Below are 15,860 nucleotides of genomic sequence, written 5' to 3' on the forward strand. Positions count from 1 at the left end.
CGGTCGTTTTCTGACACCTCGGACGAGCCGAGCGTTTTCGCAGGTGATCCGTGTCGACAACTCGCGTCGACAAACAACGTCGGCAAACGGTGTGCGACTATTGTCACGCTGATGGAGATCGGCTACATGCGCGTGTCCACCGGTGACCAGAACCCCGACGCCCAGCGCGACGCGCTGATCCGCGCCGGCGTCGCAGAGTTCCAGCGCAACCTCATCGTGGCCAACACCCACGAGGGCCTGGCGGCGGCCCGCGCCCGTGGCCGGAAGGGCGGTCGGCGACCGAAGATCACCGCGTACCAGGCCGAGCTGGCCCAGCAGCTCTACGACGCACGCAAGAAGACCGTCCAAGAGATCGCCGACCTGTTCACCGTACCCCGCAACACGATCTACGGCTATCTCAACAACTCCGACCAGCCCTCTGACGTTTAGCGGGAGGGCTATGGGCGAAGAAGTTCTCGAGACCCAGGAATGGGTGAACGAAACCTATGGTGGGGTGCCCGGGTATCAGGGGTGCCCTGAGGACGGCCGCGCCGGCTGGGACACCAGGTGGTCGCGCACGATAGGGCTCCAGCATGAGCCCGGCAGCTCTCCGGCGGCGGACTTCGGGCCTGGCATCCTCGCCGCGGTAGACCGTTCACCGAGCGAGGAATGACCTGCCTGTGGGCGAGTTCGGAAGCGAAGCCGCCACTTTACTTCTCTTTGCGACTCCACTGCTGGTCTTCGCCAAGGTCGTGCACGGGGTCGCAGCGGGGCGGATGTCCTTGGCGCAACGAGGCTCCCCGTGGGCGAAGGCGGAGCTCGGGGCGTGGTCGCTGATCGCTGCCGTCGTCATCACCGCGTACGCCGTCGTCGACGCCTTCACCTCGCAACGGCTACAGCGTGCCGGTTCCCACTGACAGAACCCGGCTCTCTCCAGCGGGCAGTGGGCCGGTCGATCGTTTCCCCTCGTTGGTGGGGGAGCCGAGGTCAGGTCCGCGCCGGGGTCGGTGTGCCGTGTGCGCGACACTGAATCGGTGACCGAGCAGCAGAGGAACACCGAGACGGTTTCGGACGGCGATGTGACGGGCGTTTGCGCGTTGGAAGGCTGCGACAACCCATTGCCCCCTCCTGCCGTGGATTCCCACGGCAGACGCAAGGGTGGGCGGCCGTCGTCGTACTGCTGCAAGGCCCATGCCGACGCGGCATCGCGCCAGCGCCGGGCCGCGCGTACGGCCGCTGTGGTCGACCCCTTGGTGGAAGTGCGGCGCACGGCCGAGACGTTCGAGGCGGTGTCCGCTCCGTTGCTGGCGGCGTTGCACGACATGGCGCAGCGGTTCGACGCGGCCGAGGAACAGGCGATCGCACAGGTGCGCCAGTCCGAGGAGCAGGCCGCCGCCGCGCATTCCGAGGCCGAGCAGGCACAGCGGCGCGCCGAGCAAGCGGAGCGGGATCGCGATCGTGCTCTCGCGCAGGCCCGCGATGACCGGGCCGCGCGTGAGCAGGCGGAGCAGGTCGCCCAACACACGCGTGCTGAAGCGGAGGCTGTGAAGAACCAGGCCTGGGCGGCGGTGGCCGAACACGAACGTGCGCGGGGTGCGGCGGAGACGGCTGCGACCGCCGCCGCGCAGGCTCGTGACGAGATGGCTGTCGAGCTTCGGCGGCACCGGCAGGACCTGGACGCGGTGCAGGCCGAGCGTGACGAGCTGGCCCGGCGGCTTCAGGACACGCAGGGCGAACTGCGTACCCTCACCGCGGATCACACTCGCGTCAGCGAACGACTCGATGCCGCGACCGCCGAGGTCGGCAGGATGCGTGAGGAACTGGAAAGCGTCCGAGCCGACCTCTCCTCGGCTCGGCAGGAGAACGGGGACTTGCGTACGAGTCTGGACAAGGCGCGGGAGGAACTCGTCGCCGAACGTGCGGCTCGCACCGTGGCCGAGACCAGGGCCACAGCTGCGGAGTCCGCGGTGACCGACAAGGACACCCGCCTGGCGGACCTCGCCGAGCAGCTCCGGCAGGCTCACGCGCGGGTGGACCTGCTCCTGGCCGCGCGGAAGAGTGAGCCTCGCCGGGGGACTGTCGACGACCGTGGTGATCGGTCCAGCGACTCCGCGGCGAAGTGAGGAGCGAGCCGGATTCCCGGTTCGCTCCCGTCGACCCGGCCGGACGGTGACGTCTGGTTGAAGCGAGGTCACCGGGCCGAGACCGCGGCGGGAACTGGCCGGCCGGCCAGTTCCCGTCTCTCTTTTTAGGACTGTTCCCGCCCTCGTCGTGGCGGGAAACACAATTGCATAATTTTGCAATTCGCTAGATGCTATGTTGGTCGCTGTCTTGCAGGGTGGGAAGGTGGGTGGGCAAGGCTGTGCCGGTTCCGCTCTATCAGGTGAAGGCGGAGTTCTTCCGCATGCTCGGTCATCCGGTGCGGATCCGGGTGCTCGAACTGCTTCAGGACGGGCCGAAGTCGGTTCGTGATCTTCGGGCCGCGATCGAGATCGAGGCGCCGAGCCTGTCGCAGCAGTTGGCGGTGTTGCGCCGTTACGGCATCGTCACCGCTACCCGGGATGGATCGACAGTCGTTTACGCACTGGCCGGTGGGGATGTGGCCGAGCTGATGCGAGCGGCACGGCGAATTCTCACCGAGATGCTGACCGGCCAGAACGAACTGCTCGACGAGTTGCGCGCGGAGAGCGCTGAATGAGTGCGTTCCGGGCAGCCGCGTGGCGGTTGCGTTCGTTGTTGCCCGGTTGCGCCGACCTCGCCGCCATGCGGCGACACCCGCGTCGAGACCTGTTGGCCGGGCTCACCGTGGCCATCGTCGCGTTGCCGTTGGCGTTGGGGTTCGGGGTGTCTTCCGGCCTCGGCGCGGAGGCGGGGTTGGCGACCGCTGTGGTCGCAGGTGCGTTGGCCGCCGTGTTCGGTGGCTCCAATGTGCAGGTCTCCGGCCCCACCGGGGCGATGACCGTCGTGCTCGTCCCGGTCGCCGCCGCGCACGGTGCCGCCGGTGTGCTCATGGTCGGGCTGATCGCCGGTCTTGTGCTCGTGGTCCTTGCGTTCGCTCGCGCGGGACGCTACATGCGCTATATTCCGGCGTCGGTGGTGGAGGGTTTCTCCCTCGGTATCGCCTGTGTCATCGGGCTTCAGCAGTTTCCCAACGCGCTCGGCGCCGACAAGGTCGACGGCGAGCACGTGCTGTCACTGGCGTGGCAGTCTCTTCAGGAGTTCGTCCGTCATCCGGAGTGGACTTCGATCGCCGTGGCCGTCGGTGTGGCGACGGTGATGCTCGTCGGAGCGCGGTGGCGGCCCGGGGTGCCGTTCTCGATCCTCGCGGTCATCGCGGCGACCCTCGTGGTCGAGGTGGCGCGGTTGGATTCCGTGACACCGATCGGGGACCTGCCCGCGGGGCTGCCCGCGCCGTCGTTGGACTTTCTGGACCTGTCGGCGCTTCCTGCTCTGCTGCCGTCGGCGTTGGCTGTGGCGGCGCTGGCCGCGCTCGAATCGTTGCTGTCGGCGTCGGTGGCCGACGGGATGAGCGTGGGGCAGAAGCACGATCCCGACCGGGAACTGTTCGGCCAGGGGGTCGCCAACATCGCGGCTCCCTTGTTCGGTGGGGTGCCCGCGACGGGAGCGATCGCGCGCACGGCCGTGAGCGTGCGTGCGGGCGCGGGATCACGGCTCGCCGCGTTCACGCACGCCGCCATACTCGCCGCCGTCGTCTACGCCGCCGCGCCGCTGGTGTCGGCGATTCCGCTCGCCGCGCTCGCGGGTGTCCTGCTGGCCACCGCGGTCAAGATGGTGGAGGTCGGCAGCATCAAGGCCATGGCGAGGGCGACCCGTTCCGATGCCGTCGTCCTCGTCGCCACCGCGACGGCGACCGTGGTGTTCGACCTGGTCTACGCGGTGCTGCTGGGCATGCTCGTCGCGGGCGCGCTCGCCTTGCGTTCCATCGCGCGGCAGGCGCGGCTGGACCAGGTCGACATCACCGGTGACCTGCCCGGCGTCACCAGCGACGAGGAATATGCGTTGCTGGCTGAGCACATCGTCGCCTACCGCCTTGACGGTCCTCTGTTCTTCGCCGCGGCACACCGATTCCTGTTGGAACTGCCCGATGTCACGGGCATGTCGGCGTTGATCCTGCGCATGTCGCGGGTGACCACCATCGACGCGAGTGGCGCGTTGATGCTCAAGGACACCATCGACAAGCTCGAACATCGAGGCATCACCGTCTACGTCTCCGGGATCAGGGACGGCCACCACAAGCCGTTGGAGGCGCTCGGTGTCATCACCCGCCTCCGAGCGGGGGGAAGAGTGTTCGCAACGACCCCGGAGGCCATCGCCGCCGCCCGGAACCAGTTGCGCAGCGACGGCACTCTCCCGGCGCCACAGGCACCACAGACGCCACCGCAGGAGCCGTCCACTGACGCTTCGTGACCCGAATCTACGCGGCGGACATAACGGTCAGTGCTATGAGCCGCTTCTGTTACTCGGATCGGGTGATGCCGTCACCGACTCGGGCTAGTGCCGCCCGACTTTCGTCGTGCGCTGAATGCCGATTCGCGACGTTGGTCGCGGGCCGCTCGGCGGCTGTATGTCATCTCCGACGTGGTGATACTTCGACAGTCGTTGCTCGGAGGACGTAAACACGTCACAAGGAGATGGCCATGCTATCGACGAAGCACAGACTCGTGGCTCGCTTGACCGCGACCGCGATGCTGGCGGCAGGAACGGCCGCGGCGTTCGCCATGCCGGCGACCGCGGAAACGGATACGCAGCAGGCGACATCCACGGCCGAGGCGGACCCGATGCTGCAGGCCATGCAGCGGGACCTGGGCTTGACGAAGCAGGAAGCACAACAGCGCCTGGAACAGGAAGCCGTGGCCCGCATGGCGGACGAAACCCTGCGGGCCGAGTTGCAGGACAGCTTCGGAGGCTCCTATTACGACGCTGCCGCGGGCACGCTGGTAGTGGGTGTGACCGAGGCGTCCGCGCTGGACGACGTGCAAGCCGCCGGGGCCGAGGCCGTGCTCGTCGAGGACAGCTTGACCACGCTCAACGCGGCGGTGGACCGGCTCGACAACAAGGAAAGCAACGCCCCCGAGGCGGTCACCGGCTGGTACATCGACGTCAAGAGCAACTCGGTGGTGGTCACCACCGCTCCCGGTACCACTGAACAGGCCGAGGAATTCGTGGCGACCGCCGGTGTCGAAGTCGACGACGTCGACATCGTCGAGTCCACCGAGCAGCCCCGCACGTTCATGGACGTCATCGGCGGCAACGCCTACTACATGGGTAACGGCGGACGTTGCTCGGTCGGGTTCGCCGTGCAGGGTGGTTTCGTGACCGCGGGCCACTGCGGCACCACCGGCACCTCCACGTCGTCGCCCACCGGCACCTTCGCCGGCTCCTCGTTCCCGGGTGACGACTACGCCTTCGTCCGCACCGGCTCCGGTGACACGCTGCGCCCGTGGGTCAACATGTACAACGGTTCCACTCGCGTCGTCTCCGGTTCCAGCGAGGCCCCCGTCGGCTCGTCGATCTGCCGTTCGGGTTCCACCACCGGCTGGCACTGCGGCCAGGTCGAGGCCATGAACCAGACCGTGCGGTACGCGGAGGGCACCGTCACCGGGCTGACCCGCACGGACGTCTGTGCCGAACCGGGTGACTCCGGTGGTTCGTTCATCTCCGGTAACCAGGCCCAGGGCATGACCTCCGGCGGTTCCGGTAACTGCAGCTTCGGCGGCACCACGTACTTCCAGCCCGTCAACGAAGCGCTGAACGCCTACAACCTGAGCTTGATCACCGGCTGATACACGCCGCGGTTCAGGAGTGTTTTCCGAAGCAGGGGTGGCACCACCGACGGTGGTGCCACCCCTGCTTCATTCGTTCGTGGGCCCGCCGACGGAGCGGGGCCCGGGCGGAAAGCCTCACACCGGAAGGGGCCTCGTGGCTCTCGATTAGGCGCGGTCGTGGTGGGTAGTCGACAGCAGCGCAACAGAAGGACCGGACAGCTGACCGTCGTCACCGACAGCCGTACCGAGCAGGAGCCGAGGAATGTCTCAGGATGTGGCCCGCCAGGTAGTGCGTAACCGCCGTCCTGTGCGGTTGTTCGCTCTCCTTGTCGGAATCGTTTTCATCACCGCCGGGATCGCCGGTTTCATTCCCGGGCTGACCACCGGGTACGGCGATTTGGCTTTCGTGGGGCCTGAATCGCAGGCGCGCCTGTTCGGCGTGTTCGCCGTGTCGATCCTGCACAACCTCGTCCACCTGCTGTTCGGTGTCCTCGGGATCGCGGCGTTCAGACACGGCATGTTCGCGCGCGGGTATCTCCTCCTGGGGGGAGGTTTCTACCTGCTGTTGTCGGTGTACGGCGTGGGTATCGCTGAAAACAGCGCAGCGAATTTCCTGCCACTCAACAACGCCGACGACTGGCTACACCTCGGGCTGGGCGCCGGCATGATCGCGCTGGGCGTGCTCGGCACGGCGATCGAGAGACTCCGCGGCACCTATCCAGCTCCTCCGGGGGTTTCGGACGCCGTGGGCTGACCCCGAAGCGCCGTACCGGTCACCCCGATACGCCCTCCGACGAGGTGTCCTCCGGTGGGGTGCCGTTCGGCCAGATGCACGGTGACGAGGCCCCCAGCGACAGGTCGCCCTCGACGCTTTGTTTGACCGACATACGGAACGCGTCGTCGTTGTTCTCCACCGACACGAACCGGTCGTGGGCGTCGCGTTTGTCCGTGAGCACCCGGAAGTCGTTCGACGTCCAGTACTCGTAGAGGGCGTTGACGAACTCCTCGTTGCGGTCCTCGGGCAGGTCGTCGAGCCAGTACGATCGGCTGACCTCGTACCGGCCGCGGGGACCGTTGTCGGTGGGGTCCAGACATTCCGCGGAGTCGGACCGCAACAGGGTCAACGTCGGTTTCTCCGGCAGCGCGGCCACGGCCCGCTGGATGTGTTCCTCGGCGCGCTGCGCAGCTTCGTCCTCGGTCATCGTGCGCATATGCTCCCCGCTTTCTGGTGCTGTCGGCCCTGTGCCATCGGCCCCCGTGTCGCCCCCGCCACCGCCGCAGGCGGTGATGAACAGCAGGCAGGCGAGCGCGGCCGTCCTCCGAATCACGTGTTTTCCCTTCTCGTTGCGCGGTCCTTGCCCGGTCAGTCGGGTTTACCGCCGACGACGATGGTGGCCATGTTGCGCAACGAGTCCGAATCCTGGTTCCAGTACTCCGAGTGTGCCGCTGTGGAGTATCCCCCGGTGTACCAGTCGCCCTCGGTGCCGGGATCGGAGGTGAACACTTCCGCGCCGAAGTCGTCGCCGATGGGTTGCCTGCCGTGGATGAACGGCGGTGTGCCGCGGATGATGTCGTTTTCCGCGGTACTGGCGTAGACGGTGGCGTCGTCGGGCAGGTCGAGTTCGGAGACGTGGTCCACGCCCACACCGGGACTGCCGATGAACACCGTGTTGTCCACGTCCAGGTGGCCGTCCTGGGCGGAGTGGCCGACGACGGTGGAGCCGTAGCTGTGCCCGATGACGGTGTTGTTCGATCCGTCGCCTGTGTGAGTGGCGCGCAGGCCGTCCTGGAAGTTCCGCAGGTCCGCGGCCGCGTCTTCGGCATAGTGCGCGTTGGTGGCCTGACCGAGGTCCTGTGGGGCGTCGTAGCCGACCCAGGTGATCGCCGCGGTGTCGCTACCCCGGGCTTGTCGGTTCGCTTCGTCGAGGATCGCCTGGCTGCGGTCGAGTTCCCCACCGATGCCCGACAGGTTGGATCCGGTGCCCGGGATGGACGTGACCACGTTGTCCGCGGTGTCGGGATTGCCGAGAGCGACGACGCCGCGTCCGTTGCCTTCGGTGGAGAAGTCGAGCAGGTAGGCCTGTGGCTGACCGTCACCGGGCTCTGCTTCCAGCCGTTCGTTGATGGCGTTCATGCCGCGCAGCGTGTCGTTGATCCTGTCGAGCTCGCGGCTCTGGTCCCCGGTGCGGTTGTCGCCGAGTTCGTCGAGTTCGTCGCGTCGCGTGGTGAGTTCGGCGTGTTCCTCGGCGAAACGGATGCGATTGGCCCGGTCCCGGTCCTCGGCGGGAATGCCGTCCATCCCGCCGAGGATGTCGCCGTGGGTGTAGATGGCCGATTCCTGCTCCATCGGCGTGAGGCTGTCCCACCACTGTTTGACGTCCTCCGGCGAGGCGCCCTGGCCGGGGAGGTCCGAGGGGTAGACGACGTTGCCCTCACCGATGGCTTCCAGTTCCAGGCCCGCCGCCGACGGCAACGCCTGGTCCAGTGCCTGTGTGGCCACCTGGTCAGCTTCGGTGACGGCTTCGAGCGCGGCCTGCACCGTGTCGGTGAGTTCCTGCGCTTTGTCCCGGTCGCGCTGTTTCTCCTCGTCGGTGCGGGTGTCGCCCGGACCGCCGTGGGCCACGTGGACCTCGCCGGTCTCGGTGTTGAGCGACAACGGGTAGCTGACGCTGTCCGCGACACCGTCGACGGTCTGTTGGGCCTCGGTGATCGCATCGGCCAGATTCCGCAACGCGGGTGGGATCTTCTCGATGTACTCGGCTGCGGTGTCGTAGCCGGAACGTACGTCGTCGAAGTGTGCGCGGGCGGCGTCGGCGGCTTCGCCTTGCCAGCCGTCGAGACCGCCGACGGTGGTTTTGATGTCGCCGGCGGTGGCGGTGAGTTGGCTGGCCAGCCGTGCCCACTCGTCGGCCATGTCGTCGAACGCGCCGGGGTCGGCGTCACGCAGATCGCGGAAGGACACCATCGTCGATCACTCCGCCGAGCTCAACGGGGGCAACGTCTCGAGCACGGCTTGTTCCATCTCGCGGTAACCGTCGGCGCTGTCCTCCAACAGCCCACCGGCCATGGCCGTACGTTTGCACAGGTCATCGACCTGGTACTCCCACAGCTCGGCCAGCGAGGCGGCCTTGCTCGTGGTGGTGAAGCCGTCGTTGGTGCCCTCGTACGCGGCGACCGTGCCGGTGAACCGCGCCTTGGCTTCACGTGCCTCGTCCGCGATCTCGACCAGCTGCCCGCCGGTCGAGACCAGACTGTCGGGATCGACGTCGTAGCCGTCCATGCCAAACCCCAGCTTCGTGATCATGTACTGGTCGCCGACTACGACGTTTCGACCGGGCCCGGGGTTCCGTGGTCGTCGAAATCGTCGATGGCGGCGGATCGATCTGTGCTGGGCCGGCTGGTGAGCGGTGTCGGTTTCGTGACTCAGTGGTCGGCGGCGTGCACGTCCCGACGATGCAGGCCAGGTTGTCCGGTGCCCCGGCGGAGTGTGCCGCGGAGGCGAGCCGGTCGACCGCGTCCTGCGGTGTGGTGGCGGCGCTCAATGGTTCACGGAGGTCGTCCACGACGGCGTGCACGCTGTCTGTGCACAGCAGGTACCGGTCGCCCGGTCTGGGCCGCCGCAGGTGCAGGTCGGGTTCGACGGTCTCATCACCGACAAGCGCGCGCACCAGGGTGGTGCGGTCAGGATGGGTCTCGGCTTCCTCCGGGGTGAGGCAACCTTCGGTCCACCAACGACTGCACATAGGTGTGGTCGTGGGCGAGTAGTTCCAGTTCACCGTCGCGCAGGAGGTAGGCGCGGGTGTCGCCGATGTGGGCTATGGCGAGGTCGGCGCCGGACCACAGCAGCGCGGTCAGGGTTGTGCCGGTGCCGGACGGCGAACCCACGGTTCAGTGGACGGCCGCGCGGGCGTCGTGGAAACCGGCCAGGAGTGTGGTGGTGAGCCGACCGGGTGACACTGCGGTGTCGGCGGCGTGCAGTGCTGTCACCGCGGCGGCCGAAGCGCTGCCCTCGAAAGGGGCGTGGGGACCGAAGCTGTCGGCGACGGCGAACAGGGTGTCACCGGCATAGGCGGTGTCCTGGTTGTGGTCGCGGCCGAGGCCTCGGTCGAGGATGCAGGCGTGGCTCAGCCGGACGGGCATGTGGTGAGTGGACATGACAGGGTCCTTTCCTGATCGTCGGTCGACGAGGAAAGAGACGGTCTCCCGGCGAGCGGCGATATCGGCCTCGACCTGGCGCCAGTAGGTGCGGATCTCCTGGGCGGCAGCGGCCGGGGGAAGTTCACAGACGACTCGGATGCGGGGCAGGGGCATGCCGATTCCCCGCAACCACGCGATGAGCCGCGCCCGGTCCAGCTGCGACCACTCGTAGTGGCGGTAGCCGGTGAAGGCGTCGACTCGCGCGGGGGCCAACAGTCCCAGTTCGTCGTACAGCCGCAACGCCTTGGGGGTGAGCCCGCAGGCTCGAGCGAATGCGCCGATGCTCAGTGCTGCCATCTCGTCCTCCGGTGAACCGGGCGGATCGCCCGGTGGACGTCAGTGTGTAACTTTCCCCAAGGGGAAGGTCAACGCGATGGCGGAAACGGGCCGCGGTGCTCGGTCGGAGCCGTCGACCCACCGGCACTGGGGCCTGCGGGCCGACGGTGTCCTCGACGGCTTCGTTCAGGTGTCGCGTCCGGCCGAGGCACGAGGGGGGTCGTGCGGTGTGCGACGGGTCGGCGGCCGCCCGGGCGGAGATTGGGACGGGACCGCACCGGAGAAAGCCGCGGATTGGTCACGTGAGCGGTCGCGCGGGACTTCACCGGAGGGACGGTCGAATCGGATTCGTCGTCGAGATCGAGGGTGTCGCGCAGCGGGTTTTCCTTGATGAAGATCACGCTGACAGCGGTGATGATCGCGATGACGGCGCTGATGAGAAACAGTGTTCCGGTCGCGTCACCGTATGCGGCGCGGACGATGTCGGCGACAGCGGTGGGCAGGGCGTCGAGGTCGAGGCTTCCCCCCACGCTGATTTGTCCACCGGCTTGTATGCCGCGCTGGGCCAGGGTTTCGGTGGCGATGTCGGACACCCGCATGGCGAGGACGGCACCGAGGGCGGACACCCCCGTGGCGCCGCCGAGAGTGCGGAAGAAGGTGACGGTCGCGGTGGCGGCGCCGACGTTGCGCATGCCGACGGTGTTCTGCGCGGCGAGCACGAGGTTCTGCATGATCGAACCCACGCCGATGCCCATCAGCGCGAGGAACACGCCCATCCACGCGAGATTGGTGTCGTGGTCGACGCTGGCCAGCAGGGACAGGCCGAGGAGCAGCAGTAGCGAGCCGCCGACCAGGAACGGTTTCGTGCGCCCGACCCGGGAGACGATGCGGCCGGTGATCGTGGAGGAGCCGACCATGCCGAGGACCATCGGCAGGGTCAGCAGCCCGGCGATGCTGGGGGAGAAACCGCGTGCGATCTGGAAGTACTGCACCAGGAACACGGTTCCGCCGAACATGGCCGTGCCGACGGCGAGGGAGGCGATGACGGCGAGGGTGAACGTGCGGTCCCGGAACAGGTGTAGCGGTACGACGGGTTCGCGTACCTTGCTCTCCACGAACAGTGCGAGGGCGAATACGACCGCGCTTCCCCCGAGGAGCGCGGCGGTGTGCCACGACAGCCAGGCGAATTCCTTGCCGGCGAGGGTGATCCAGACCAGCAGCAGTGTGACTCCGCCGACGATGAGGGTCGCGCCGAGCCAGTCGATGGAGACCTTCCGCTTGACGACGGGCAGCTTCAGCACACGGCCCAGCAGGATGAACGCGATGACGGCGATGGGCACGCACACCCAGAACGACCAGCGCCAGCCCAGCGGGGAGTCGACGATGAGGCCACCGACCAGGGGCCCCGACACGGTGGAGACGGCGAAGGTCGCGCCGATGTAGCCGGCGTAGCGACCACGGTCACGGGGCGCGATCATCGCGGCGATGACGGCTTGGATGAGGGCCTGCAGGCCGCCCATGCCGATGCCCTGCACAGCCCGGAACGCGATGAGTTGGGGCATGGACTGGGCGAAACCGCCGAGGACACATCCCACGGTGAAGATCACGATCGCGACCTGGTACAGCATTTTCTTGCTGAACAGATCGGACAGTTTGCCCCAGATCGGCGTGGTCGCGGTGGAGGTCAGCAACATAGCCGTCACCACCCACGTGTAGTGGCTCTGGGTGCCGTCCAGGTCGGCGAGGATCGTGGGTAGGGCGCTGGAGACGATCGTGGAAGACAGCACGGCCACCAGCAGCGCGGACAACAGTCCGGTGAACGCTTTGAGGATTTGCCGGTGTGGCATGGACTGGGTGGTCGCGGTGGAGGCCGACGGAGTGGACGGCGCGGACGTGGCGAGCTCCTTTCAAGCGGGCACGAAACGGCAGAAGTACTTACCTAAGCTAACGACAAAAGTTGCACACTGCAACTATGTGACGTGGCTTGACCTCCACCGCGCAGAAGATGCGAGGGTGAAGTCCGTGACGAACACCCTCCACCCAGCGTCTTCGCAGACCGGAGACTGGTACATCACAGCCCTCGACCTCGATGCCTACCTCCACCGGATCGGGGAGTCCGCGGCACGCCCGTCGGAGGAAGCTCTGTCCGCTCTGCACGAGGCGCACGTGCGCACCGTCCCGTTCGGAAACGTCGACGTGCTGCTCGGCCACCCCCCAAGCCTGGAGCTGTCCGACATCGCCGACAAACTCGTGCACCGTCGCCGCGGGGGATACTGCTTCGAACACGGCCTGCTGTTCGCGGCAGCCCTGGAGCGTCTCGGCTACCACGTCACCCGATGTCTGGCCCGCGTGCAGCCCGACAGCCCCGGAGGGGCGAAGACCCATCTGGTGCTGGTGGTCGACGTGCGCGGAAAGCGGTTTCTGGCCGATACCGGATTCGGTTCCGGCCTGTTGGTGCCTCTGCCGCTGGAAGACGGCGCCACCACCGAACACGGTGGCTGGCCGTATCGGCTGCGGCGCGACGGCCGCCTGTGGCGGTTGGAGAAGCCCGGCGACGGAGGAGCAGACTGGACCGCGGTGTACGCCTTCGACGAGACCCCACAACGGCCGATCGACTATGTCGTCGCCAACCACTTCACCGCCACCCATCCCCGTTCCCCGTTCACCCAACGACTCATCGTTCAACGAATCGACCACGGCATCTGCCGCAAACTCGTCGGGCGTGGACTACTCACCGAACACCCCGGAAGAACACCCGAGCAGCCCCGACCGGTCTCCGCCGACGAGCTCGGCGAGGTCCTGCACTCGCTGGGCCTCGCCCTCGACGAGGACGAACTCGCCCAGCTGCGACAGGTCTACGCGGGAGCGGAAAAGGCCGAGTCGTGACCGGTGGACCACCCGGGCCGCGCGTCGGAATTCGCCGGATCTCCCCTGTGGGGCACCTCTCAACGTGAGGCCGTTTCCTGCGTGGAGGACCGGGGGCGAGAACACGCGTGCTTGCGTTGCCACACGGCCCTCGACGCGGGGGCGGGCTGCTCGTTCCCTCCGTCGGCTCGATCTTCCTCGGGCCGGAACGACGCCGTGTACCGAATCGGGCTCGACGTGGCGGGGCGAGTGGTGAGCACGACGGCGATACAGACCAGCGGCACGAAGACGGCTGCGGTGATGCCAAGCCAGGAGATCGCCGTGTCCAGAGGGTGCCAGAGCGTCAGCAGGCCAACGGCGACCGAGGGTCCTCCGGAGCCGAAATAGAACGCCAGATAGAGCGCGGAAGTGATGGCCCCTCGCTGGTTTCGGGGCGCGACCGCCTCGATGGAGGCGGCGGCCCCGCCGTAGGCCAGTCCGTGCCCGATACCGGCTGCCGCGGCCGCGACCATGGTGATGGACAGCGACCCTCCACCGGTCGCCGCCAGGGCGACGAGGCTGATCGCCAGGGCTCCAAGGCCCATAAGCTGCGCAAGACGAGCACCCCAACGGGCCACGAAAGGTTGGGACAACACCGAACAGAGCAACACGGCGCCGACCACGCTGCCGATGACCGCCACATTGTCGATCCGGGCTGCCCGGTCCAACACCGACGGGATGACCGCCAGGAACAGACCGGCCACGGCCCAGGCGAGAAAACCAGTCGCCGCGGCGGCGACGAACCGCAGTCGCATGCTGGCCGGTATGCGCGGCCGTGTGGGTCTCCACCGGCGCGCCCGTCGCGGGGGAGCGGGCAGGGCGGACACGAGGCGCCACCCGATCGCCAGCAGCGCCAGGTGTACCAGGTACGGCAGCACCCGCGGCCCCGGGGCGTACTGGGCCAAGGCTCCCGCGACGATCGGGCCCGCGGCGGTACCGGCCACGAACGCCATGCTGGCCAGCACCGACGCCCGGCCCCGACTCACCGGAGTGTGCTCTGTGATCACCAGCGTGGCCGCTCCCGTGGCCGTCCCCAGCGCCAACCCTTGCGCGGCGCGACCAGCCAATAACCAGCCCACGTCGTGAGCGAGGGCGAAACACGCTGAGGCGAACGCGGCCACCGCCACACTGACCCGCAGTACCGTGCGGGGCCCCACCGCGTCCGCCGCCGGCCCGAACAGCAGCAGAGTGGGCGCGCTGACCAGCGCGAACATCGCATAGACCCACGTCATCATCAGGTCGCTGAACCCGAAAGCGGCCTGGTACTCCGGGTACAGCGGGCTGGGCAGGTACGCCCCGGCCGTGAGTACCACCAGCAGGTACACCGCCGTGTGTCCCTCGTGGGTGCCCGGGCGACTCCAGCGCAGGAGTCGACCGTGGGACACACCGACACTCTCGTGATCGGAAAGCCTGTCGGAAAACCTCGTCAGCACCACATTCGCAGTGTGCCGTCCCGGACTACTGAAGATCAGCAAACGTTCGTGCATGCAACCGTGCAAAATTTCGACATGATCGATCCGAGGTTGCGGGTGTTACAGATGGTGGCCCACCACGGCACGGTGACCGCCGCTGCGGAGGCGCTGCACTACACCCCGTCCGCGGTGTCGCACCAGTTGCGCCAGCTGGCCGCCGATCTCGGCGTCGAGCTGGTAGCCCAGGCCGGTCGCGGTATCCGGCTGACCGCCGCGGCCGAGACTCTGCTACGTCACATCGAGGTGTTGCAGGCCCAGGCCGAGCGGGCCCGCGCCGAGCTGGCCTCCGTGGTCGACGGTCACGGCGGCTCTTTCACCCTGTGCGGTTTCTCCACGGCCGCCACACACCTTCTGCCTCCGGCCGCGGCGGCCTTGCGGAACCGCTACCCGAACCTGGTTGTGCGGGTCATCGAAGCCGAGCCCGCCCGTTGTTTCGACCTGCTGCTGGCCGGCGACGCCGATCTCGCCCTGGTGGTCGCCACCGCCGGCACTCCACCCACCTCGGACTCACGCTTCGACCAACGCCCCTTGGTGGAGGACCCCCTGGACCTCGTCGTGCCCGAAGGGCATCCCCTGACCAACCGTCGGAGGGTCACGCTCGGCGACGCCGTCGACGAGCCCTGGATCGTGGGACGGCCGGGCAGCACCTACCACCACCTGGTACTCACCGCCTGCATGGCCGCCGGGTTCACTCCCAACATCGCCCACTACGCCGATGAGTGGGAGACCGGCACCGCCCTGGTCGCCCACGGTTTCGGTGTCATCCTCGTGCCCCGGCTCGCCCGGCTGCATCGGCACTGGCCCATCGCGCGTATACCCCTACACGGCGAACCCGCCCCGGCCCGCCGGATCCTCGCAGCCACCCGCCTCGGCAGCCGTGAACATCCCGTGGTCATGGCCGCTTTGGACACCATCACCTCCACCGCCGCTGCGCTTCGCCCACTCCATCGGTCTTAAAGAGCAGCCGGAGTGATCCGATGTCTGCCGAGGCACGCTCCGCCACCGCAACCGGAAGAAAACCCGCAGCCGCTATGCCGAATCCGCCCTCGCCGCGGTCACCGGTCTACCGGCTTCCGGCGACGGTGGTGGGTGAGGCCGGGCCTGCAAGGGGGACCGCCGGGATACGAGCGAAAGGGGCAATGAGTCCGTAACTCTGCTGGTCAGGCGTCGTTGTTGGCGAGGGCGCGGTAGAGCGAGGCGACTGAGGGGTGCTGGCCGGTCTTGGTGGGTCAGTTTCTTGACGATG

General features: G+C 67.8%; 16 protein-coding genes. 9 read left to right on the forward strand and 7 right to left on the reverse strand.

All coding sequences use genetic code 11. The features are described from left to right. Positions 1–111 precede the first annotated feature (111 nt). From M7H19_RS01385 to M7H19_RS01415, 7 genes are all read left to right on the forward strand, one after another. Positions 112–429 carry a helix-turn-helix domain-containing protein gene (locus M7H19_RS01385; protein WP_298176021.1) on the forward strand — a complete coding sequence of 106 codons (318 nt, stop codon included), beginning with the start codon at positions 112–114 and terminating at the stop codon, positions 427–429. Between the two features lie 230 nt (positions 430–659). Beyond that, positions 660–896: a hypothetical protein gene (locus M7H19_RS01390; protein ID WP_298176023.1), complete on the forward strand. Its 237-nt coding sequence runs from the start codon at positions 660–662 to the stop codon at positions 894–896. Between the two features lie 117 nt (positions 897–1,013). After that, positions 1,014–2,102, forward strand: a complete 1,089-nt coding sequence (locus M7H19_RS01395) for a hypothetical protein (RefSeq protein WP_298176024.1) — start codon at positions 1,014–1,016, stop codon at positions 2,100–2,102. Between the two features lie 239 nt (positions 2,103–2,341). Beyond that, positions 2,342–2,677, forward strand: coding sequence for a metalloregulator ArsR/SmtB family transcription factor (locus M7H19_RS01400; protein ID WP_298176060.1), 336 nt, complete (start codon positions 2,342–2,344; stop codon positions 2,675–2,677). Next, positions 2,674–4,407: a SulP family inorganic anion transporter gene (locus M7H19_RS01405; protein ID WP_298176027.1), complete on the forward strand. Its 1,734-nt coding sequence runs from the start codon at positions 2,674–2,676 to the stop codon at positions 4,405–4,407. The genes M7H19_RS01400 and M7H19_RS01405 overlap by 4 nt, the downstream gene beginning before the upstream one ends. A 230-nt stretch (positions 4,408–4,637) precedes the next feature. Beyond that, positions 4,638–5,783: a S1 family peptidase gene (locus M7H19_RS01410; RefSeq protein ID WP_298176031.1), complete on the forward strand. Its 1,146-nt coding sequence runs from the start codon at positions 4,638–4,640 to the stop codon at positions 5,781–5,783. 244 nt (positions 5,784–6,027) lie between these two features. Beyond that, positions 6,028–6,519 carry a DUF4383 domain-containing protein gene (locus M7H19_RS01415; RefSeq protein ID WP_298176033.1) on the forward strand — a complete coding sequence of 164 codons (492 nt, stop codon included), beginning with the start codon at positions 6,028–6,030 and terminating at the stop codon, positions 6,517–6,519. A gap of 19 nt (positions 6,520–6,538) precedes the next feature. Here M7H19_RS01415 and M7H19_RS01420 read toward each other — a convergent pair whose 3' ends face one another. From M7H19_RS01420 to M7H19_RS01445, 6 genes are all read right to left on the reverse strand, one after another. Next, the gene (locus M7H19_RS01420) at positions 6,539–7,093 is read right to left on the reverse strand and encodes a hypothetical protein (RefSeq protein WP_298176035.1); all 555 of its coding nucleotides are present in this window, start codon (positions 7,091–7,093) and stop codon (positions 6,539–6,541) included. Between the two features lie 35 nt (positions 7,094–7,128). Continuing rightward, positions 7,129–8,730: an alpha/beta hydrolase gene (locus M7H19_RS01425; RefSeq protein ID WP_298176038.1), complete on the reverse strand. Its 1,602-nt coding sequence runs from the start codon at positions 8,728–8,730 to the stop codon at positions 7,129–7,131. 6 nt (positions 8,731–8,736) lie between these two features. After that, positions 8,737–9,069 carry a hypothetical protein gene (locus M7H19_RS01430; protein WP_298176040.1) on the reverse strand — a complete coding sequence of 111 codons (333 nt, stop codon included), beginning with the start codon at positions 9,067–9,069 and terminating at the stop codon, positions 8,737–8,739. Between the two features lie 377 nt (positions 9,070–9,446). Further along, the gene (locus tag M7H19_RS01435; protein ID WP_298176044.1) at positions 9,447–9,650 is read right to left on the reverse strand and encodes a hypothetical protein; all 204 of its coding nucleotides are present in this window, start codon (positions 9,648–9,650) and stop codon (positions 9,447–9,449) included. Between the two features lie 3 nt (positions 9,651–9,653). Then, entirely contained in the window at positions 9,654–10,259 is a 606-nt protein-coding gene (locus tag M7H19_RS01440; RefSeq protein WP_298176047.1) for a MerR family transcriptional regulator, read from the reverse strand. Positions 10,260–10,327: 68 nt separating this feature from the next. Continuing rightward, complete coding sequence (locus M7H19_RS01445) at positions 10,328–12,085, reverse strand: MDR family MFS transporter (RefSeq protein WP_298176049.1); 1,758 nt, start codon at positions 12,083–12,085, stop codon at positions 10,328–10,330. Positions 12,086–12,260: 175 nt separating this feature from the next. Between M7H19_RS01445 and M7H19_RS01450 the strand changes: the two genes are divergently transcribed. Next, positions 12,261–13,124 carry an arylamine N-acetyltransferase gene (locus M7H19_RS01450; protein WP_298176052.1) on the forward strand — a complete coding sequence of 288 codons (864 nt, stop codon included), beginning with the start codon at positions 12,261–12,263 and terminating at the stop codon, positions 13,122–13,124. Between the two features lie 59 nt (positions 13,125–13,183). Here the strand turns inward: M7H19_RS01450 and M7H19_RS01455 are convergent, their stop codons facing one another. After that, positions 13,184–14,527 (reverse strand): MFS transporter, encoded by a 1,344-nt coding sequence (locus tag M7H19_RS01455; protein WP_298176055.1) that lies wholly within the window; start codon positions 14,525–14,527, stop codon positions 13,184–13,186. Between the two features lie 123 nt (positions 14,528–14,650). Here M7H19_RS01455 and M7H19_RS01460 point away from each other — a divergent pair, with 123 nt between their 5' ends. Then, a complete protein-coding gene (locus M7H19_RS01460; protein ID WP_298176057.1) occupies positions 14,651–15,571 on the forward strand; it encodes a LysR family transcriptional regulator in 921 nt (306 codons plus the stop codon). The last annotated feature ends 289 nt before the right edge of the window (positions 15,572–15,860 follow it).

This window comes from Saccharomonospora sp., assembly GCF_027317685.1.
In the GTDB taxonomy this organism is placed as follows: domain Bacteria; phylum Actinomycetota; class Actinomycetes; order Mycobacteriales; family Pseudonocardiaceae; genus Saccharomonospora.

Excerpts from the sequence above, each read along its gene's own strand:
- M7H19_RS01385 (WP_298176021.1), top strand. The coding sequence starts at position 112 with ATGGAGATCGGCTACATGCGCGTGTCCACCGGTGACCAGAACCCCGAC.
- M7H19_RS01405 (WP_298176027.1), top strand. The coding sequence starts at position 2,674 with ATGAGTGCGTTCCGGGCAGCCGCGTGGCGGTTGCGTTCGTTGTTGCCC.
- M7H19_RS01410 (WP_298176031.1), top strand. The coding sequence starts at position 4,638 with ATGCTATCGACGAAGCACAGACTCGTGGCTCGCTTGACCGCGACCGCG.
- M7H19_RS01415 (WP_298176033.1), top strand. The coding sequence starts at position 6,028 with ATGTCTCAGGATGTGGCCCGCCAGGTAGTGCGTAACCGCCGTCCTGTG.
- M7H19_RS01425 (WP_298176038.1), bottom strand. The coding sequence starts at position 8,730 with ATGGTGTCCTTCCGCGATCTGCGTGACGCCGACCCCGGCGCGTTCGAC.
- M7H19_RS01430 (WP_298176040.1), bottom strand. The coding sequence starts at position 9,069 with ATGATCACGAAGCTGGGGTTTGGCATGGACGGCTACGACGTCGATCCC.
- M7H19_RS01440 (WP_298176047.1), bottom strand. The coding sequence starts at position 10,259 with ATGGCAGCACTGAGCATCGGCGCATTCGCTCGAGCCTGCGGGCTCACC.
- M7H19_RS01445 (WP_298176049.1), bottom strand. The coding sequence starts at position 12,085 with ATGCCACACCGGCAAATCCTCAAAGCGTTCACCGGACTGTTGTCCGCG.
- M7H19_RS01460 (WP_298176057.1), top strand. The coding sequence starts at position 14,651 with ATGATCGATCCGAGGTTGCGGGTGTTACAGATGGTGGCCCACCACGGC.